At 69.1% G+C, this 19834-nt stretch carries 15 protein-coding genes; 5 read left to right on the top strand and 10 right to left on the bottom strand.

Annotated elements, in window-relative coordinates:
* Positions 1-55 precede the first annotated feature (55 nt).
* The 5 genes from dxs to dut form a co-directional block, all read right to left on the bottom strand.
* The gene (gene dxs / locus NS354_RS05975) at positions 56-1987 is read right to left on the bottom strand and encodes a 1-deoxy-D-xylulose-5-phosphate synthase (RefSeq protein WP_241490372.1); all 1932 of its coding nucleotides are present in this window, start codon (positions 1985-1987) and stop codon (positions 56-58) included.
* A gap of 146 nt (positions 1988-2133) precedes the next feature.
* Entirely contained in the window at positions 2134-4821 is a 2688-nt protein-coding gene (gene acnA, locus NS354_RS05970) for an aconitate hydratase AcnA (RefSeq protein ID WP_058593662.1), read from the bottom strand.
* Between the two features lie 63 nt (positions 4822-4884).
* Positions 4885-5748: a DUF3159 domain-containing protein gene (locus NS354_RS05965; protein ID WP_058593661.1), complete on the bottom strand. Its 864-nt coding sequence runs from the start codon at positions 5746-5748 to the stop codon at positions 4885-4887.
* Positions 5745-6419 carry a DUF3710 domain-containing protein gene (locus NS354_RS05960; RefSeq protein ID WP_082677928.1) on the bottom strand — a complete coding sequence of 225 codons (675 nt, stop codon included), beginning with the start codon at positions 6417-6419 and terminating at the stop codon, positions 5745-5747. The genes NS354_RS05965 and NS354_RS05960 overlap by 4 nt, the downstream gene beginning before the upstream one ends.
* 70 nt (positions 6420-6489) lie before the next feature.
* Positions 6490-6927, bottom strand: a complete 438-nt coding sequence (dut, locus tag NS354_RS05955) for a dUTP diphosphatase (RefSeq protein WP_058593660.1) — start codon at positions 6925-6927, stop codon at positions 6490-6492.
* 88 nt (positions 6928-7015) lie between these two features.
* Here dut and NS354_RS05950 point away from each other — a divergent pair, with 88 nt between their 5' ends.
* The gene (locus NS354_RS05950) at positions 7016-7492 is read left to right on the top strand and encodes a DUF3093 domain-containing protein (RefSeq protein ID WP_058593677.1); all 477 of its coding nucleotides are present in this window, start codon (positions 7016-7018) and stop codon (positions 7490-7492) included.
* Positions 7493-7638: 146 nt separating this feature from the next.
* Here NS354_RS05950 and NS354_RS05945 read toward each other — a convergent pair whose 3' ends face one another.
* On the bottom strand, positions 7639-7929 hold the full coding sequence (locus NS354_RS05945) for a DUF4193 domain-containing protein (protein WP_010157140.1): 291 nt from the start codon (positions 7927-7929) through the stop codon (positions 7639-7641).
* 211 nt (positions 7930-8140) lie between these two features.
* On the opposite strand from NS354_RS05945, the gene sepH reads away from it, so the two are divergent.
* A complete protein-coding gene (sepH, locus tag NS354_RS05940; RefSeq protein WP_058593659.1) occupies positions 8141-9382 on the top strand; it encodes a septation protein SepH in 1242 nt (413 codons plus the stop codon).
* Between the two features lie 91 nt (positions 9383-9473).
* On the opposite strand, the gene NS354_RS05935 is transcribed toward sepH, so the two are convergent.
* Positions 9474-10670 (bottom strand): alkaline phosphatase family protein, encoded by a 1197-nt coding sequence (locus tag NS354_RS05935; RefSeq protein WP_058593676.1) that lies wholly within the window; start codon positions 10668-10670, stop codon positions 9474-9476.
* A 10-nt stretch (positions 10671-10680) separates the two neighbouring features.
* Between NS354_RS05935 and NS354_RS05930 the strand changes: the two genes are divergently transcribed.
* Entirely contained in the window at positions 10681-13152 is a 2472-nt protein-coding gene (locus tag NS354_RS05930) for a DNA gyrase/topoisomerase IV subunit A (protein ID WP_058593658.1), read from the top strand.
* Positions 13153-13257: 105 nt separating this feature from the next.
* On the opposite strand, the gene NS354_RS05925 is transcribed toward NS354_RS05930, so the two are convergent.
* Positions 13258-15351, bottom strand: a complete 2094-nt coding sequence (locus NS354_RS05925; RefSeq protein WP_058593657.1) for a DNA gyrase/topoisomerase IV subunit B — start codon at positions 15349-15351, stop codon at positions 13258-13260.
* Between the two features lie 195 nt (positions 15352-15546).
* Between NS354_RS05925 and NS354_RS05920 the strand changes: the two genes are divergently transcribed.
* Positions 15547-15768, top strand: coding sequence for a DUF7455 domain-containing protein (locus NS354_RS05920; RefSeq protein ID WP_010157135.1), 222 nt, complete (start codon positions 15547-15549; stop codon positions 15766-15768).
* A 65-nt stretch (positions 15769-15833) separates the two neighbouring features.
* Here the strand turns inward: NS354_RS05920 and NS354_RS05915 are convergent, their stop codons facing one another.
* Both NS354_RS05915 and NS354_RS05910 read right to left on the bottom strand, forming a co-directional pair.
* Positions 15834-17117 (bottom strand): RNA polymerase sigma factor, encoded by a 1284-nt coding sequence (locus tag NS354_RS05915; RefSeq protein ID WP_058593656.1) that lies wholly within the window; start codon positions 17115-17117, stop codon positions 15834-15836.
* 218 nt (positions 17118-17335) lie between these two features.
* Positions 17336-18268 (bottom strand): proteasome assembly chaperone family protein, encoded by a 933-nt coding sequence (locus NS354_RS05910; protein ID WP_058593655.1) that lies wholly within the window; start codon positions 18266-18268, stop codon positions 17336-17338.
* A gap of 163 nt (positions 18269-18431) precedes the next feature.
* Here NS354_RS05910 and lpdA point away from each other — a divergent pair, with 163 nt between their 5' ends.
* Positions 18432-19805: a dihydrolipoyl dehydrogenase gene (gene lpdA / locus NS354_RS05905; protein ID WP_010157132.1), complete on the top strand. Its 1374-nt coding sequence runs from the start codon at positions 18432-18434 to the stop codon at positions 19803-19805.
* Positions 19806-19834 lie beyond the last annotated feature (29 nt).

Genomic DNA, 19834 nt, shown 5'->3' with positions numbered 1-19834 from the left:
GCCGAGCTGCGTCGCTGCCCGCCGCGGTCCGCTCCCGGGTCGTTGCTCGCGGCCGTCAGGAGCGTTCGTGCGGCCGAGCGACCGGGACCCGCGTCCCGCGCACCTGCTCGCTCACGGAGGCCGCGATGCGATCGGCGGTGAGGCCGGCATCGGCGAGAAGCTGGCCGCGGGAGGCGTGATCCGGGAACTCGTCCGGCGTGCCGAGCTCGCTGACCGCCGTGTCGACCCCCGCGTCACGCATCGCCTGGCGGATGCGCGTGCCGACGCCGCCGACGCGGATGCCGTCCTCGATCGTGATGACGAGGCGATGGCGCTCCGCCTCCGCGACGACGGACCCCGCGACCGGCACGACCCAGCGCGGGTCGATCACCGTCGTCGTGATGCCCGCGGCCTCCAGGCGCTGCGCGGCGTCGATGGCGACGACCGCCATCGGACCCACCGCGACGAACAGCACATCGCGCTGACCACCCCCGTCGGCCGCCGACTCGTGCAGCACGTCGACCCCGTCGTCGAGGCGGCGGAGCGCGGTGATATCGGCTCCAACCGCGCCCTTCGGGTAGCGCAGCACCGTCGGCCCATCATCGATCGCCACGGCCTCCGCGAGCGCTTCGGACAGCGTCGCGGCGTCGCGCGGCGCGGCGATCCGGATTCCCGGAACCACCTGCAGCGTCGCCAGATCCCAGACGCCGTTGTGACTCGCACCGTCGGGGCCCGTGATGCCCGCCCGATCGAGCACGAACGTCACGCCCGCGCGGTGCAGGGCGACATCCATGAGCAGCTGATCGAAGGCGCGGTTCATGAACGTCGCGTACACCGCGACCACCGGGTGCAGCCCGCCGTACGCGAGGCCGGCGGCGCTCGTCACCGCATGCTGCTCGGCGATGCCGACGTCGATGACCCGGCCGGGGTGCCGGGCGGCGAGAGCGTCGAGGCCGGTCGGCACGAGCATGGCGGCCGTGATGCCGATGATGCGCTCATCGGCATCGGCGAGCTCGACGATGCGCTCCCGGAACACCGACGTCCAGCTCCGCCCCGTCACCGCCTCCACCGGCTCGCCGCTGCCCGGATCGATCTGCCCGATCGCGTGGAACTGGTCCGCGACGTCGTTCTCGGCGGGTGCGTAGCCGCGTCCCTTCTCCGTGATCACGTGGACGAGCGTCGGCCGCCCGTACCCCTTCGCCTGACGCAGCACCTCCTCGACGGCATGCAGATCGTGGCCGTCGACCGGACCGAGATACTTGATATCGAGGTTCGAGTAGAGATCCTGGTTGTCGGAAGCGCGGCTCGCGAGACCGCGCATCGCCCCGCGCGCCGCGCGGTAGACGGTGCGACCCGGCGTGCCGAGGCGCGAGAACAACTTCTCGCTCCCCTCCTGCAGGTCGCGGTACGCGCCCTTCGAGCGCACCGAGTTCAAGAACCGCGCCATGCCGCCGATCGTGGGAGCGTACGACCTGCCGTTGTCGTTCACGACGAGCACGAGGTTGCGGTCGTTGTCGTCGGTGATGTTGTTCAGCGCCTCCCAAGTCATACCGCCTGTGAGCGCGCCATCGCCGACGACCGCCACTACGTGCCGGTGCTGCTGGGACGGATCGCTCTGCGCGCGACGAGCGAAGGCGCGCGAGATGCCGTCGGCCCAGCTCAGCGAACTCGACGCGTGCGAGCTCTCGACGATGTCGTGCACCGACTCCGATCGCTGCGGGTAGCCGGCGAGGCCGCCACGACTCCGGAGCGCCGAGAAGTCTCGCCGACCCGTGAGCAGCTTGTGCACGTAGCTCTGATGCCCGGTGTCGAAGACGATCGGATCGCGCGGCGACTGGAACACGCGGTGCAACGCGATCGTGAGCTCCACGACGCCGAGGTTCGGCCCGAGATGACCGCCGGTGCGCGATACCGCGGCGATCAGGAACTCGCGGATCTCCGCGGCGAGCTGCTCGCACTCCGCGATCGTCAGCGCATCGAGATCACGTGGTTCTCGGATTCGATCCAGGATCGCCACCCGCCGACCTCCGTTCCGCCCGACCGGGAGGGTGCGAGCATCCCCACAGTCTACTCGGGGCCGCTCCCCTGGCCCGCACGCGAACAGACGAGTGGGCCCGGGCGCAGTGCGCCCGGGCCCATCCGTACCGCGTCGACTCAGACGAGCGAGCGCAGCACGTACTGCAGAATGCCGCCGTTGCGGTAGTAGTCCGCCTCACCCGGGGTGTCGATGCGCACGACCGCATCGAACTCGACCGTGGAGCCGTCGCCTCGGGTCGCCGTCACCGACACCGTGCGCGGCGTCACCCCGTCGTTGAGCGCCGTGATGCCCGCGATGTCGAAGGTCTCCGTGCCGTCCAGGCCGAGGCTCTCCGCGTTCTCGCCCTCGGGGAACTGCAGGGGCAGCACGCCCATGCCGATGAGGTTCGAGCGGTGGATGCGTTCGAAGCTCTCGGTGATGACCGCCTTCACGCCCAGCAGGCTGGTGCCCTTCGCCGCCCAGTCGCGCGAGGATCCCGAGCCGTACTCCTTGCCGCCGAGCACCACGAGGGGGATGCCGGCCGCCTGGTAGTTCTGCGACGCGTCGTAGATGTACGACTTCGGGGCGCCCTCCTGCGTGAAGTCGCGCGTGAAGCCGCCCTCGACGCCGGCGCCGCCGTTCTCGTCGGCGAGCAGCTGGTTGCGCAGTCGGATGTTGGCGAAGGTGCCGCGGATCATCACCTCGTGGTTGCCGCGGCGCGAGCCGTACGTGTTGAAGTCGCGCGGCGAGATGCCGTTCGCGACGAGGTACTGGCCGGCCGGGGTCTCCGCGCGGAAGCTGCCCGCGGGGCTGATGTGGTCGGTCGTGACCGAGTCGCCGAGCTTCGCGAGCACGCGTGCGCCCGAGATGTCGGTGACCGGGGTGGGCTCGAGCTGCATGCCGTCGAAGTAGGGGGCCTTGCGCACGTACGTCGACTGCTCGTCCCAGGCGAAGGTGTCGCCGTCGGGCGTCGGCAGCGACGTCCAGTGCTCGTCGCCGTCGAACACCGTCGCGTACTTCTGGGTGAACATGTCGGAGTCGATCGACGCATCGGCGATCTTCTGCACCTCGACGGGGTCGGGCCAGATGTCGCGGAGGTACACGTCGTTGCCGGCCTCGTCCTGGCCGAGCGCGTCGGTGTCGAAGTCGAAGTCCATCGTGCCCGCGAGCGAGTACGCGATGACGAGGGGCGGGCTCGCGAGGTAGTTCATCTTGATGTCGGGGTTGATGCGGCCCTCGAAGTTGCGGTTGCCCGAGAGCACCGCCGTCACGGCGAGATCGTGCTCGTTGACGGCGTCCGAGATCTCCTGGTTGAGGGGGCCCGAGTTGCCGATGCAGGTGACGCAGCCGTAGCCGACGGTGTAGAAGCCGAGCTTCTCGAGGTCGCGGTTGAGCCCCGACTTCTCGTAGTAGTCGGTCACGACCTTCGAACCCGGTGCGAGCGTGGTCTTCACCCAGGGCTTCGCGCGCAGCCCGCGCGCCGCCGCGTTGCGCGCGAGCACGCCCGCCGCGAGCATCACCGACGGGTTGGAGGTGTTCGTGCACGAGGTGATCGACGCCAGCGTCACGGCGCCGTGGTCGATCTCGAACTCGCGCCCCTGCTCGTCCTTGACCTTCGCGGGGTTGGCCGCCTGGGCGTAGTTCTTCAGGTCGGTCTCGAACTGCGACTTCGACCGGGAGAGCTCGATGCGATCCTGCGGGCGCTTCGGGCCGGCGATGGAGGACACCACCGTGCCGAGGTCGAGCTCGAGGTACTCGCTGAACTCCGGCTCGCGCGAAGGATCGTGCCACATGCCCTGCGCCTGGGTGTACGCCTTCACGAGCTCGATCTGCTCTTCCGGACGCCCGGTGAGGCGCATGTAGTCGAGCGTCACGTCGTCGACCGGGAACATCGCGGCGGTCGAGCCGAACTCGGGGCTCATGTTGCCGATGGTGGCGCGGTTGGCGAGCGGCACGGAGCCGACGCCTTCGCCGTAGAACTCCACGAACTTGCCGACGACGCCGTGCTTGCGCAGCATCTGGGTGATGGTGAGCACGACGTCGGTCGCGGTGACGCCGGCCGGGATCTCGCCCGAGAGCTTGAATCCCACCACTCGGGGGATGAGCATCGAGATCGGCTGGCCGAGCATCGCCGCCTCCGCCTCGATGCCGCCCACGCCCCAGCCGAGGACGCCGAGCCCGTTCTCCATCGTGGTGTGCGAGTCGGTGCCCACGCAGGTGTCGGGGTACGCGAACAGCTGGCCGTCGATCTCGCGGGTGAAGGTGACTCGCGCGAGGTACTCGATGTTCACCTGGTGCACGATGCCCGTGCCCGGGGGCACCACCTTGAACTCGTCGAAGGCGCCCTGGCCCCAACGCAGGAACTGATAGCGCTCCCCATTGCGCTGGTACTCGATCTCGACGTTGCGCGCCGCCGCATCGGGCGAGCCGTACACATCGGAGATGACGGAGTGGTCGATCACCATCTCGGCCGGCGCGAGCGGGTTGATCTTGTCGGGCGTGCCGCCGAGCTCGACGACGGCCTCGCGCATGGTGGCGAGATCGACGACGCAGGGCACGCCGGTGAAGTCCTGCATGATGACGCGCGCCGGAGAGAACTGGATCTCCGTGTCGGGCTGGGCGGAGGGATCCCAATTGCCGAGCGCCTCGATGTGCGCTCGGGTGACGTTGGCGCCGTCCTCGGTGCGGAGCAGGTTCTCCAGCAGCACCTTGAGGCTGTAGGGCAGCCGCTCATGACCGGGGACGCGGTCGATTCGGTAGATCCCGTATTCCTTCTCGCCGACGGCGAGGGTGCTCTTCGCTTCGAAGCTGTTGACGGCTCCCATTGAGCTCCTCCAATGTGTCTCGATGTCGAGATAATTCTACACCCGAGAGGACTCGTTCCGATGTCACGCCGATGGGGTGTTGTGCCCAGTCTCCGTAAGGGATTCCCCCGATGATTCATCTGATGATCCGGACAGCCTGCTGAGCACCATCCAGGTGAAGACCACCACGAGGGCGAAGAGCGGAACGCCCATCACCAGACGCGCGATGCCGAGGGCGTCCGTCGCCGCGATCCCGTCGGGCTCGCGCGCCGCGAAGTAGAGCGGAACCTGCACGGCGAGTCGGGCGATGAACAGGCCGCTCCACAGCAGGGTCAGCCAGGTCGCGACCCGTTTCAGCGACCGGTCGCGGCGCCACCCCGTGAGGTCGCCCCGCAGTGCTCCGAGTGCGACCCCGACGAGCGGCCATCCGACTGCGATGGAGATCAGCAGACCCGCCGACCAGACGATGTTCGTGATGAACCCGGGCACGTAGTAGTCCGCTCCGCGCCCGGTGAAGAGCGTCGCGATGACCGCGACTGCGACGCCTGCGGCGCCCGAGAACACCGAGACGAGCGGCTCGCGCCGCACCAGTCGGACGATCACGGCGAGGATCGCGAGCGCGGCTGGGGCGATCGCCGACACGCGGGCGTCGCGCGTGAACGTGAAGATGACGAGGAAGAGGAGCCCGGGAACGAGCGTCTCGGCGACGCCGCGCCATCCGCCGATCGCGTCGAGCACGCCGCGACCGGAGATCGCCTCCCCCGACATCCCGGCGCGCACCGTGCGCCCGATCGCGCCCCCGAAGGGCCGCGCCCCGTCGGCTGCGCCGCTCTCCGGGGCCGCCTCGGGCGCCGGAGGGGTGAGCGGCGTCCGGTGCGCCTCCTCCCCGTCGCGCGGGTCGCGCGAGTCGCGCGGGTCGCGCGCCGAGCCGTCGTCCACTTCGATCACACCTGCAGCGTTCCGGCGGGAGGCGCCTGCCGCTGCCCCTGCACGCCGGCGGGCACCTTCAACTGCAGCAGCTCGCTCGGCGGCATCGGCTGCTCGCCGCGCACCACCACCAGCTCGCGGAAGAGCTCGATCACCCGGTCGCGAGCCTCGGCGTCGCGTGCGGCCTTGCCCATGATCACGCCGCGGAGCATCCAGCGGGGCCCGTCGACCGCGATGAAGCGGGCTACGCGCGTTCCGCCCTGGTCGCCCGGAGCAGGCGTCTCGACGAGCAGCTCGGGGCCGAGCACGCCCGGCTCCTCGGCGACGGTGCCGCCCTGGGCGGTCATCTGCTGCGTCAGCTCGGCCCGCACCGGGCCCCAGAGGCCCGTCGTCTTCGGAGCGGCGAAGGCCTGCACCTGCAGCAGCGATTCGGCGTACTCGAGGGAGACGGCGATCACGCGATTCGCGCGCTCGTCGACCTCGAGCCGCAGCTGCAGCCCCTCGCGAGGCGCGACCTTGATGCCACCCAGGTCGACGTACGGACGCATCGAGGGCACTTCCGCAGCATCGAACGGCCCCGAAGTGGCCCGATCCTCCGGCGCCGACTTCGCGTCGTCGATCTCGGCGGGCGCGCCCTCGTGCAGTTCGACCGCGTCGGCCCCGGTCTGGCCCGGCTTCTGATCTTCGCTCATTTTCGCTACTCCTTCGTCTTGACCCAGGGGGTCGAACTCGCTCGGTTTCCCGCCGGACCGGGCGGTGCCGTCAGCTGCTCACGCCCGTCGACCCGAACCCGCCGGTGCCGCGGGCGCTGTCCGTCAGCTCGGGCACCGGTACGAACACTGCGCGGGACACCGGCATCACGATGAGCTGCGCGATCCGATCGCCCGCCGCGATCGCGAAGCTCTCCGATCCATCGGTGTTGAGCAGCGTCACCTTGATCTCGCCCCGATACCCGGCATCGACGGTCCCCGGAGCGTTGACCACGGTGATGCCGTGCTTCGCGGCGAGCCCGCTGCGGGGCACCACGAAAGCCGCGTACCCGTCGGGCAGCGCAATGGCGACGCCGGTGCCGATGAGCGCGCGCTCCCCCGGACCGAGCTCGACCGCCTCCGCTGCGCGCAGGTCGGCCCCCGCATCGCCCGCATGGGCGTACTGGGGCGGATGCTCGGCCACGATCGGAATCTCCACGACATCAGTCACCCGCTCAGGCTAGCGGATTCGGCCGTGCGGCTGCAGAGAGCGGATCCCGCACGGCGACCTCCGAGTGAGCCGCGGGATAATGGTCGGCATGACCCGAAACGCCAGTTCCGCCCCTCCGCAATCGACGTATCGGGAACGACTCCTGCCGGGAGCGAGTCTGTTCGTCGCCCTCGTCCTGGTCATCCCGGCGGTCGCGCTCGTCCTCACTCCGATCAACGCGCAGTGGGCCATCCCGACCGGCGTCATCGTGTACGCCGTTCTGGCCACGACCTTTCTGCTCACCAGTCCGTCGATCGAGGTCGACGGCGGGCGCTTGACGGCGGGACGCGCCGAGATCCCCGTGTCGCTGCTCGGAGACATCGAGCTGCTCGGAGCTGAGGGCCTGAAGGCGGCCATCGGCCCCGGCTGCGACGCCCGCAGCTATCTCCTGCTCCGGGGATGGATCCACCGCGGGGTGAGGATCGCCAACGTCGACCCTGCTGATCCAGCACCGCAGTGGATCCTCACCACGCGTCACCCGAAGAAGCTCGCCGAGGCCATCGCGGCGGCGCGCGTCGCCGCGTAGCCGGCGGGGACTCGAGGTCCCCCCTGCATGAGAACGGCCGCTCCCGAGGGGGCGGCCGTTCTCATGCGTCTCGCTATCGAGTACGAGTCAGTTCGAGCATTCCGACGCAGTGGCGTCGGCCGTGAATGCCCGCCCCGCTGCGCGAGTCAGTTCGAGCATTCACGGCACACCGGCCCGAGCTCCGTCTCGTGGTCGACCTGCGAGCGGTGGCGCACCAGGAAGCAGCTCACGCAGGTGAACTCGTCGTCCTGCTGCGGGAGCACGATGACATCGAGCTCGACATCGGAGAGATCGTTGCCGCCGAGATCGAAACTCGGGTTGTCGGCATCGTCGGAGTCGAGCCCCGACGCGCCCTTTGCCGGCCCGCGCTCCTTCAGAGCCTCGATCGACTCGGCGTCTTCTTCAGTCTTGCGCGGGGCGTCGTAATCCGTGGCCATTCTCTCCTGCGTTCCCGGGCCGGTCTGCCGGCACCTTATCCTTCGAGCGGCCATAGTCTGACGTACGAGACGGTCCGTGCGCAAACCCTCCCGCCGAAAGTTCTCTGAGCGCGAAGTGCGACTCCCCGGGTTTCGCCACGCGCGGCTTCAATGCGGAGCGTCCCGCCGTGCATGTGACACTCTGGGTCGCGACTCACGAAGGGATGCGCCGATGGACGAACTGCGCTTTGTGCGCCGAGATGACCGGTCGCTGATCGTCGCGAACGACGCCGGCGACGAGTACCGCTTCGTCGTCGACGAGGCTGCGCTCAGCGAGCTGCGCCACCTGGCGCGGCGCGAGCGCCAGCCCGGGAAACCCGGTCCGCGTGAGATCCAGGCCCTCATCCGCGCCGGCAAGTCCCGCGCCCAGGTGGCCTCCGAGACGGGCCTCGAGGATGCCGACATCGAGCGGTACGAGGAGCCGGTGCTCGCGGAGCGCCGCTACATCCTCGAGCGCGCCCACGCGGTTCCGGTGCGCACGGAGGCGCACGACGACGGCGACCAGCGATTCGGCGCCGTCATCGCGGAGCGCCTCGCCGGTCTCGGTGCGCAGACCAGCGAGTGGGCGGCTTGGAGGGACGAAGAGCGGGGCTGGATGGTCAGCCTCGAGTTCGCGTCGCACGACGTCGGTCACCGCGCGGTCTGGACGTTCGACCACCGCAAATCGATGCTCTCCCCCATCAACCCCGACGCGGTGAACCTCTCGAAGCAGGGCGATGTCGGCGAGCGACTGATCCCGAAGCTGCGCGCGGTCGATTCGGTCGAGCACTCGGGTCGTTTCGACTCGGGCGCGTTCGACGCGGAGGAGGTCTTGTCGCTCGAGAACGCCGCGGAGGCGTCGGAGGTCGTCACGACGGACGAGTCTGCGCGTGAGGCGCAGGCTCCCTCCTCCGATCCCAACGTCGAATTCGCGCGGCGCCGCGAGATCGACCAGCGCGCGATCTCCTCGGATGCCGACGCCCCGGCGGATCTCAGTCAGACCGCCGATCTGCTCGACGCGCTCCGCAAACGGCGCGGAGAACGAGATCAGGGCAAGCGTCAGAGCGAAGCGGGTACCGAGCTGCAGCCCCAGGAACTCGACCTCGCGGCGCTCGCCGAGAGTGACTCCGAGACGGCTGCGGGCTCGCCCGATGCGGCGGACGCGCATGGTTCGGGCAGCCCGCACCCGTCGCTCCGCCGCGAGGCGCCGGCGGACACCCCGACGGAGCCGCGGAGCATCTGGAGCAGCGCCGGCGTGACCGGAGCCCCGAAGACCGGCTCGGACCCGTCGCCGGAGCGGCCGGTCGCACCCGCGCAATCGCCCGCGGCTGCACCCGACGCCCCCGAGCGCGCGCCGAAGAAGGGTCGCGCCTCGATTCCGAGCTGGGACGACATCCTGTTCGGCACGCGCAGCGACGAGGACCCCGCGAACTGATCCCGGTGATCGGGCACGAGCGGGTGCCGCCGCGGATGCTTCGATCAGCGGCGCCGTGAAAGCCGCTGGCGGCGCCCCTGCTGCCCTGACACTACTCGGGGATGCGCTGCGCGGCGGCCTGGACGGCGGCTGCGAACGAGGATCCGTCGAGCGCCCCGCCGAGCACCAGCGGCACTCCCCGCTCCTCGTCGGTGAACGAGCCGTGCTGGCCGACCATCTCGAGCACTCGGGAGTCCTCGGCGTTCGTGAAGTAAGCCACCTGCTTGCGGGCGGCGATCAGCACCTCGCCGAGGCGCTCGGCAACCTCCGGCCGCACGCGACCGAACGTTCCACGGGCGAGTGCCGCCTCGCGCGTGCCGACCCACGCGCGTGCGCCCTCCGCGCGCTCCCACGCCGCGGCCACCGCCGTCGCGTCGGCGCCCTCCCGCAGATACAGCGAGCGCAGGCGCGGCTCGCCGCCGATCTCGGCGACGTCGTCGAGCAGACCCGTGTGCGATTCGAGCAGCACCCGCTGATGCGGCGCGACATCGACCATGCCGTGGTCGGCGGTGACCACCACACCGACGCCGCCGGGCAGTCCCCGGAGGAACCCCTCGAGCGACGCGTCGAACTGCTCGAGACGTCGCACCCAGTGCTCGCTCTGCCACCCGTGCTCGTGCCCCGCCTTGTCGAGTTCGTCGATGTAGAGGTAGACGACGGCGGGGGTCGGCTCGCGCACCACGCGAGAGGCGAGGGCGAATCGATCCTCGATCCGCTGGCCGCCCAGGTACTCGGCTCCCGCGAGGATCGCCTCGGTCAGTCCGCCGGCGGCATGCGCAGGGCGGCCGATCGCGACAGCTCGAGCTCCGATCGACGAGACCCGAGTGAGCAGCGGGGTCGCGCGCTGCCAGCTGCGGTGATCGCCGATGCCGTCCCAGTCGCGGAGCGTCGTCACCAGACCGAGCTCGGGGTGGCGGATGCGGTACCCGATCAGGCCATGCGATCCGGGGAGACGGCCCGTGAGCAGTGTCGTGAGCGCCGCGCCGGTCGTCGACGGAGCGACCGTCTCGATGCGCTTGCGCGGGAGGCGGGAGAGCGCGGGCGCGTGCCCCGCGCGCGCCGAGAGGTTCGCGCTCCCGAGCCCGTCCACCACGATCATGACGAACGACCGCAGCTTCGGGAGTGAATCCGAGTCTGCGAAGGCCAGTTCGTCGGGAGGCGGTGAGGCGAGGCCCCGCGCGACCGCCGCGATGCCGCTCGGCAGAATCGCGGCAAGCCTCGCACCGTTGTCGGCGGTCGTCGGTAGCATGAAATCCATTATGACCGACCCTCGCAGCGCGTCCGATGCCGCAACGGACGCCCCCCACGCACTCGCCGGCGAGCGCATCGAAGACATCGACATCCTGCAGGAGATGGAGGGCTCGTTCCTCGAGTACGCCTACTCCGTGATCTACTCGCGCGCGCTTCCCGACGCCCGAGACGGGTTGAAGCCCGTGCAGCGTCGCATCCTCTACATGATGCAAGACATGGGGCTGCGCCCCGAGAAGGGTCATGTCAAGTCCGCGCGCGTCGTCGGCGAGGTGATGGGCAAGCTGCACCCGCACGGCGATTCGTCGATCTACGACGCGCTCGTCAGACTCGCGCAGGGCTTCGCGATGCGCCTGCCGCTCGTGGACGGCCACGGCAACTTCGGCTCGCTCGACGACGGCCCCGCCGCATCGCGATACACTGAGGCCCGTCTCGCCGGCGCGGCGCTCGCCATGACCGAGTCGCTCGACGAGAACGTGGTCGACTTCGTCCCGAACTACGACAGCCAGCTGCTGCAGCCCGAGGTGCTCCCCTCCGCTGTGCCGAACCTGCTCGTCAACGGAGCGAGCGGCATCGCCGTGGGCATGGCCACCAACCTGGCTCCGCACAACCTGATCGAGGTGGTCGACGGCGCGAAGCACCTGCTGCGCAACCCGGGGGCCACGGTCGAGGAGCTCATGGAGTTCATCCCCGGCCCCGATCTCCCGGGCGGCGGCACCATCGTCGGCCTCGACGGGGTGAAGGATGCCTACCGCACCGGCCGAGGGGCATTCCGCACCCGCGCCAAGGTGTCGGTCGAGCAGCTCGGGCCGCGACGCACCGGGCTCGTCGTCACCGAGCTGCCGTACCTGGTCGGCCCCGAGCGCGTCATCGAGAAGATCAAGCAGGGCGTGGAGGCGAAGAAGCTCTCCGGCATCTCGGATGTCGCCGACCTCACCGATCGCAAGAACGGGCTGCGCCTCGTCATCACGCTGAAGACCGGATTCTCACCGGAGGCGGTGCTCGAGCAGCTGTACCGGTACACCCCGCTCGAGGACTCGTTCAGCATCAATTCGGTCGCCCTCGTGCAGGGGCAGCCGCAGACGCTCGGGCTGCGCGAGATGCTGCGCGTCTTCCTCGACCATCGCATCTCGGTGGTCACGCGCCGCTCCGAGTTCAGGCTGGCCAAGCGGCGCGAGCGCCTGCACCTGGTCGAGGGCATGCTCATCGCGATCCTGGACATCGACGAGGTCATCCAGCTCATCCGCACGAGCGAGGACGCGGAGACGGCGCGCAGCCGGCTGATGCAGGTCTTCGATCTGACGGAGGCTCAGGCTGAGTACATCCTCGAGCTGCGTCTGCGTCGCCTCACGAAGTTCTCGCGGGTGGAACTCGAAGCCGAGCGGGACGAGCTGCAGGCGGAGATCGATCGCCTGCTCGCCATTCTGGGCGACGAGCACCGGCTCCGCGAGGTCGTCGCCCAGGAGATGGACGACGCCGCAGAGGCGTTCGGCACGCCGCGCCGCACCGTGCTCACCGGTGCGGTCGTGCGGCCCAGCCGATCGGCGACCGCTGCTGCGTCGCTCGAGGTCGCCGACTCCCCCTGCACCGTGCTGCTGTCGGTCACCGGGCGCGCGCTGCGCATCGATCGCGATCCGGGGGCGCCGACCATCACTCGGCCGGCCCCGCGGGCGACGAAGCACGGCGCCGTGCTCACGTCCGTCGACGGCACCGTGCGCGGCGAGATGGGAGCGATCCTCTCGGACGGCACCCTGCACCGGTTCACCCCGGTCGACCTCCCGCTCGTTCCCGCCGCGAGCATCGCGTTCTCGGCGGGCGCGAAACTGCTCGACTACATCGGCGTCACCGACAAGCGACTGCGCATCGTCGGCGTGGTCCCCCTCGATACCGACACCCCGATCGGGCTCTTCACGCAGCAGGGCACGGTGAAGCGCGTGCTGCTCACCGATCTGCCGGCGAAGCCGTCGTTCGAGGTGATCGGCCTGAAGGGCGGCGATGCGCTCGTCGCGGCGTTCGCGGCGCCCGATGGTCACGAGATCGCCGCCGTATCGAGCGACGCGCAGTTGCTGCGCTTCCCCGCCGCTGCGGTGCGCCCCCAGGGGCGTCCGGCGGCTGGCATGGCCGGCATGCGGCTCTCCGCCGATGCTCGAATCGTCTTCGCTGGCGCCGTGCCCGAGGGAGCAGACGCTCGCGTGGTGACCGTCGCCGACAGCTCCATCACGCTGCCGGGCACCGACGTGGCGACCGCGAAGGTCTCCGCCTGGAGCGAGTTCCCCGCGAAGGGCCGCGGCACGGGAGGCGTTCGCGCCCAGCGGTTCCTGAAGTGGGAGGATCAGATCGCCTGCGCGTGGGTCGGCACGGGCGAGCCGCGCGCGCTGGCCTCCGATGGCGCCGCGCGCAAGCTTCCGAGCGAGCTCGGCAAGCGCGACGGCTCGGGCCAGCCCATCGACGGCTCCGCGGCTTACGTCGGGGTCGCCCCCTGACCGCAGGGCACAGCGCGAGATGAGCCCTCCCCGCCCAGGTGGCGGGGAGGGCTCACGGCAGCGAGTCGCACGCTCCGGGCGACTCGGCGTCGAGCGCCCGCTGGGCTAGGCGTCGATGCGCTCCGGGTCGAGGTCGTCGGCGTTCTCGATGATGAACTCCTTGCGCGGGGCGACCTCGTTGCCCATCAGCAGTTCGAAGATCTGCGACGCGGCGTGCGCGTCCTCGACCCGCACGCGCCGCAGCGTGCGGTGCTCGCGATCCATCGTCGTCTCCGCGAGCTGGTCGGCGTCCATCTCACCGAGGCCCTTGTACCGCTGGATCGGCTCGAGATGCTTCTTGCCGCGCTTCCTCAGGTCGGCCAGGAGCGCGTTCAGCTCCCGCTCGCTGTAGGTGTACACGACGTCGTTCGCCTTGCGGCCCGCGTTCTGCACGATCACGCGGTGCAACGGCGGTACCGCGGCGTACACGCGCCCGGCCTCGAGCATGGGGCGCATGTAGCGGAAGAACAGCGTCAACAGCAGCGTGCGAATGTGCGCGCCATCGACGTCGGCGTCGCTCATCAGAATCACCTTGCCGTATCGCGCCGAGTCCAGATCGAAGTCGCGCCCGGAACCGGCCCCGATCACTTTGATGATCGCTCCGCACTCGGCGTTATTGAGCATCTCGGCCACCGAGGCCTTCTGCACGTTCAGGATCTTGCCGCGGATCGGGAGGAGCGCCTGGAACTCGCTGTCGCGCGCCGGTCGGGCCGTGCCGAGCGCGCTGTCGCCCTCCACGATGAAGAGTTCCGTCTCGGCGACCGTCTTGGAGCGGCAGTCGATGAGCTTCGCCGGTAACGACGAGCTCTCGAGCGAGCTCTTCCGTCGAGCGGTGTCGCGCTGCGCACGCAGCGCGATGCGCGCCTTCATCTCGGAGACCATCTTCTCGAGCAGCGCGCCGGTCTGCACCTTGTCGGGCTTCTTCGTCGACTCGTATCGAGCCGTCATCCCCTGGACGATGGCCTTCGAGACGATCGCACGGACGGCGGCTGTGCCGAGCACCTCCTTCGTCTGGCCCTCGAACTGCGGCTCCGGCACGCGCACGGTGACGACAGCGGTGAGACCGGTCAGAATGTCGTCCTTGTCCGGCTTGTCGCTGCCCGCTTTGAGCTTCCGCGCGTTCAGCTCGATCTGCTTCCGGAAGAACCGCGTGAGCCCCTGCTCGAAGCCGGTGAGGTGGGTGCCGCCCTTCGGCGTGGCGATGATGTTCACGAAGCTCTGGATCTCGGTCTCGTAGCCCGTGCCCCAGCGCAGCGCGATATCCACTTCGCACTGCCGTTCGACCTCGCGCGACACCAGATGCCCGCTCTGCTCGTCCATCACCGGGACGGTCTCGGTGAACGAACCCGAATCGGTGATGCGCCACGTATCGGTCAGCGGCGGATCGACGGCGAGGAAGTCGACGAATTCCGAGATGCCGCCCTCGTACGCGAATCGGTGCATCGGAGCGCTGCCGTCCTCGGTCAGCGACTCCGCGCGCTCGTCCGTGATCTCGATCGCGAGCCCGGGCACGAGGAAGGCGGTCTGCCGCGCGCGTGCGACCAGCGCATCGGGTTCGAAGCGCGCGGAGGAGAGGAAGATCTGCGGATCCGCCCAGTAGCGCACTCGCGTACCGGTGACGCCCCGCTTGACCTTGCCCGCGACGCGCAGCTCCGAGGACTCCTCGAAGGGGGTGAACGCGCTGTCGGGGCCGTCGCCCGCGAACACGCCCGGCTCGCCGTGGCGGAACGACATCGCCCAGGTCTTCCCGTCGCGATCGACCTCCACGTCGAGACGCGACGAGAGGGCGTTGACGACGGAGGCGCCCACGCCGTGCAGGCCGCCGGACGAGGCGTAGCCGCCGCCGCCGAACTTGCCGCCCGCGTGCAGCTTCGTGTACACCAGCTCGACGCCGCTCAGCCCGCTCTTCGGCTCGATGTCGACCGGCACTCCGCGCCCGTTGTCGGTGACGGTGACGCTGCCGTCGTCGTGCAGGGTGATCCCGATGCGGTCGCCGTGGCCGCCGAGAGCCTCGTCGACCGAGTTGTCGATGATCTCCCAGAGGCAGTGCATGAGCCCGCGCGAATCGGTCGTGCCGATGTACATTCCGGGGCGCTTGCGAACGGCCTCGAGCCCCTCGAGCACCGTCAGGTGCCGCGCGGAATAGGTGGAATCTGCCACTGCTCAGATCTCCTCAGGTTGATGACGGATCCACACTAGGGCACGCCGCCGACACTCGATGGGAAGGGGCCCGGCGAGTGGGCGAGCCGCCGCGGATGATACGCGGTCAGCGAACCGGTGATCCCCGATGATGGCATTCGGAGGAGAGCGTGCTTGGATGGGTGCGTAGTGAATGAAGATGAAGAGGAGGTTGCCATGACGACACTCGAGCAGGAACGGACCGATGAGGTCGAATCCGCGGATCGTCCCCTGAGCGCGCTGGATCGCTGCGACAGCTGCGGCGCGCAGGCATACGTCCGAGTGCTGCTGGGCGGAAGCGAGCTGCTGTTCTGCGCGCACCACGCGAACAAGCACGAGTCGAAGCTCCGCCCCATGGCGGAGGCCTGGCACGACGAGACCCACAAGCTCAACGCGTAGCCCGCGTCACAACGAAGGCCCCCGGCGATGATGATCATCTCCGGGGGCCTTCTCGCTGTGCGCGATCAGTCGAGGTAGTCCCGCAGCTGCTGGCTGCGCGACGGGTGGCGCAGCTTCGCCATGGTCTTCGACTCGATCTGACGGATGCGCTCCCGAGTCACTCCGAAGGTGTCGCCGATCTGGTCGAGCGTCTTCGGCATGCCGTCTCCCAGGCCGAAGCGCATGCGGATCACACCCGCCTCGCGCTCCGACAGCGAGTCCAGCAGCTGCTCGAGCTGCTGCTGCAGCATCGTGAAGCCCACCGCATCCGCCGGAACGACTGCCTCGGTGTCCTCGATCAGGTCGCCGAACTCGCTGTCGCCGTCCTCTCCGAGGGGCGTGTGCAGCGAGATGGGCTCGCGTCCGTACTTCTGCACCTCGACGACCTTCTCGGGGGTCATGTCGAGCTCGCGGCTCAGCTCCTCGGGGGTCGGCTCGCGGCCGAGATCCTGCAGCATCTGGCGCTGCACGCGGGCGAGCTTGTTGATCACCTCGACCATGTGCACCGGGATGCGGATGGTGCGCGCCTGATCGGCCATCGCACGCGTGATCGCCTGGCGGATCCACCACGTCGCGTAGGTCGAGAACTTGAAGCCCTTGGTGTAGTCGAACTTCTCCACCGCGCGGATGAGGCCGAGGTTGCCCTCCTGGATGAGGTCCAGGAACTGCATGCCGCGACCGGTGTAGCGCTTGGCGAGCGACACCACGAGACGCAGGTTCGCGCCGAGCAGGTGGCTCTTCGCGCGCTGACCGTCGCGCGCCACCCACTTCAGCTCGCGCTCGAGCTTCTTCGGAAGCCCCTTCTCCGTGGAGAGCTTCTCCTCGGCGAAGAGCCCCGCCTCGATGCGCATGGCGAGCTCGACCTCCTCGGCCGCGTTCAGCAGAGCGACCTTGCCGATCTGCTTGAGGTAGTCCTTCACCGGGTCGGCGGTCGCTCCGGGAATCGCCGTCGTGATCGTCGGCACATCTTCCTCGTCGCGGGCCTTGAGCACGATCGCACCCGTCGGCAGCGGCTCGACCACTGCGGGAGCCGGCTTCTCCTCCTCGGGGGCCTCCGCCTCCTCGTCGACCTCGGGGGCGTCGAGATCGATCTCGTCCTCCGCGCTCTTCTTGGTCGCGCGCTTGGTCTTCGACGCCGCGGGCTTCTTGCTCGCCGCCGGCTTCTTCGCCGCCGTCGTCTTCTTCGCCGCCGCCTTCTTGCGCGGAGTCGCCGCGGTCTCGGTCATCTCACCGGCCTCCTCGGTCTCGACAGCCTTCTTCTTGGCATCCGCAGAAGATGCGCGAGTTGTGGTGGTGGTTGCAGTTGCCACGCAGCCGCCTCTCTCGTTTCAGATTTCGGCCTGTGCCGCCGACAGCGTTCGCCGACGAGTGCTCACAGCATGAAAACCCATGTCAAGCCCGGCGTATTCCCGCGGAACGGAAAGCGCGACCGGATTGCATGGGCAGCACCTCAATTATTGCACGTCTGCGCGGCACTTCTTGCCAGCGAGCGCACGAGGTGCTATTTTTCCGGGGCCGTTCACCGCCGTCATCCGAGTTCGGACTCGTCGCCGTCGCCCCGTCGCCGGTGCTCGGCGAGATAGCGCTCCAGCTCGCTCGCCAACTGATCTGCGGTCGGGATCGAACCGTCCTCCGACACGAGCGGGGAGCGCGGGCTCTGATCCTCCATGTAGGCGTCGTACCGCTGCTCGAGCGTCCGCACCATCTCGGCGGACTCCTCGTTCTCCGCGATCTGCGAATCGACCTGCGCGTTGAACTGCCGCGCCTGCTTGCGCACCTCGTCCGTCGGGAGGATGAGCCCGGTGGCCGCCATGATGCCGTCGAGCGCGGCGAAGAGCGCATCGGGGTACTCCGTATTGGCGAGATAGTGCGGAATGAGGAGCGCGAAACCCGCGACCTCCTCGCCCAGACTGTGCAGACGGTACTCCAGCACATGCGAGGCAGAGGCCGACAGCTTCGTCGTGGGCTTCCACACGGAGCGAGCCTCGATGAGATCGTCGCGGGATCCGCTCACCGTCGTCGAGATGGGTCGGGTGTGGGGCACGGGCATGGGGATCGCATGCGACCAGACCGTGATCGACACCTCGAAGTCGTGCACGAGCAGCAGCACCGTGTCGATGAACTGCTCCCACCGGAAATCGGGCTCGTAGCCGCTGAGCAGGAGGAACGGGGTGCCGAGCTCGTCGTGGAGCACGGAGAGCGTCAACTCCTCGGGTGCGTAGTCGACGAAGTGATCCTCATCGAAGGTGATCACGGGGCGCCGAGCGCGGTAGTCGAGCAGCAGATCCGCGTTGAACCGCACGAGCTCCTCGGGCGATCCGTGCTTCCAGAGGTACTCCTCCAGCTGCGAGATCGCGCCGCCGGCATCGGTCAGGCCCTGCATCGCGACGACGAGCGGAAGCCCGCGAGGCACCCGTGCACGGCGCTCGGCGTAGTCTGCGGAGAAGATCGAATCGGTCACACCACCATCCTACGAACGCCGCGCGGCTCGTCGTCGGATTCGGTCACGCCCAGAGCGAAACGCGCCACGGCCCCGCCCGCATCCGCAGGTGTAGTCTGGGTGAAGCGCTGCCGGCATCTCATGGCCGCGCATCACATTGCGAGCTTTCCGAGGGAGACCCCACTTGGCCGATCAGCAGTTTGACATCGTAGTTCTCGGCGGCGGCAGCGCCGGTTATGCGGCAGCGATCCGCGCGACGCAGTTGGGATACAGCGCCGCGGTCATCGAGAAGGACAAGCTCGGCGGCACCTGCCTGCACCGCGGCTGCGTGCCGACGAAGGCGCTCCTGCACTCCGCGGAGATCGCCGATGTCGCACGCGAGGGCGAGGCGTACGGCGTGAACTCGAGCGTCGCGGGCATCGACATCGCCGGCGTCACCCGGTTCCGCGAGAAGCTCGTCGCGAGCAAGTACAAGGGTCTGCAGGGCCTGCTCAAGGCGAACAAGATCACCGTCATCGAGGGCGAGGGCAAGCTCGTCGCCGCAGACGCCGTGCAGGTCGGCTCCGACCGCATCGTCGGCAAGCACATCGTGCTCGCGACCGGCTCGTTCTCGCGGTCGCTCCCCGGCCTCGACATCGAGGGGCGCGTCATCACCAGCGAGCAGGCGCTCGAGCTCCAGGAGATCCCGAAGCGCGTCGCCATCCTCGGCGGCGGCGTCATCGGCGTCGAGTTCGCGAGCGTATGGAAGTCGTTCGGCGCGGAGGTGACCATCATCGAGGGTCTCCCCCACCTGGTGCCCAACGAGGAGGAGTCGATCTCGAAGCAGCTCGAGCGCGCCTTCCGCAAGCGCGGCATCGACTTCAAGCTCGGGGTGCGGTTCAAGGAGGTCTCGCAGACCGCTGACGGCGTCACGATCACACTCGAGGACGGCGCCACGGTCGAGGCCGACTACCTGCTCGTCGCCGTGGGTCGCGGCCCCGCGACGCAGGGGCTCGGGTTCGAGGAGGTCGGCGTGCAGATGGATCGCGGCTTCGTGCTCGCGAACGAGCGTCTCGAGACGAACGTTCCCGGCGTGTACGCGATCGGCGACATCGTTCCCGGGCTGCAGCTCGCGCACCGCAGCTACCAGCAGGGCATCTTCGTCGCCGAGCAGATCGCGGGCCTCAACCCGGTGACGGTGCAGGACGCCAACATCCCGAAGATCACCTACTGCGACCCCGAGGTCGCCTCGGTCGGTCTCACGGAGGCCAAGGCGAAGGAGCAGTACGGCGAGGATCAGGTCTCGACCTACGAGTACAACCTCGCTGGCAACGCGAAGAGCTCCATCCTCGGCACCGCGGGCAGCGTCAAGGCGGTTCGGGTCAACGACGGCCCCGTCGTGGGCGTGCACATGATCGGCGCCCGCGTCGGCGAACTCGTCGGCGAGGCGCAGCTCATCGTCAACTGGGAGGCCTACCCGGAGGATGTGGCGCCGCTCGTGCACGCGCACCCGACGCAGAACGAAACCATCGGCGAGACCATGCTGAAGCTCGCCGGCAAGCCGCTGCACGCCATCTGAGCGCGGCCCACAGACTGAACAACGAACGG

Source organism: Leucobacter chromiiresistens (assembly GCF_001477055.1).
Classification (GTDB): Bacteria; Actinomycetota; Actinomycetes; order Actinomycetales; family Microbacteriaceae; genus Leucobacter; species Leucobacter chromiiresistens_A.
This window is presented reverse-complemented; position numbering and strand designations above follow the sequence as displayed.

Excerpts from the sequence above, each read along its gene's own strand:
- NS354_RS05920 (WP_010157135.1), top strand. The coding sequence starts at position 15,547 with ATGACGACACTCGAGCAGGAACGGACCGATGAGGTCGAATCCGCGGAT.
- NS354_RS05960 (WP_082677928.1), bottom strand. The coding sequence starts at position 6,419 with ATGAGCGAAGATCAGAAGCCGGGCCAGACCGGGGCCGACGCGGTCGAA.
- acnA (WP_058593662.1), bottom strand. The coding sequence starts at position 4,821 with ATGGGAGCCGTCAACAGCTTCGAAGCGAAGAGCACCCTCGCCGTCGGC.
- NS354_RS05930 (WP_058593658.1), top strand. The coding sequence starts at position 10,681 with ATGACCGACCCTCGCAGCGCGTCCGATGCCGCAACGGACGCCCCCCAC.
- NS354_RS05950 (WP_058593677.1), top strand. The coding sequence starts at position 7,016 with ATGACCCGAAACGCCAGTTCCGCCCCTCCGCAATCGACGTATCGGGAA.
- NS354_RS05935 (WP_058593676.1), bottom strand. The coding sequence starts at position 10,670 with ATGCTACCGACGACCGCCGACAACGGTGCGAGGCTTGCCGCGATTCTG.
- sepH (WP_058593659.1), top strand. The coding sequence starts at position 8,141 with ATGGACGAACTGCGCTTTGTGCGCCGAGATGACCGGTCGCTGATCGTC.
- NS354_RS05945 (WP_010157140.1), bottom strand. The coding sequence starts at position 7,929 with ATGGCCACGGATTACGACGCCCCGCGCAAGACTGAAGAAGACGCCGAG.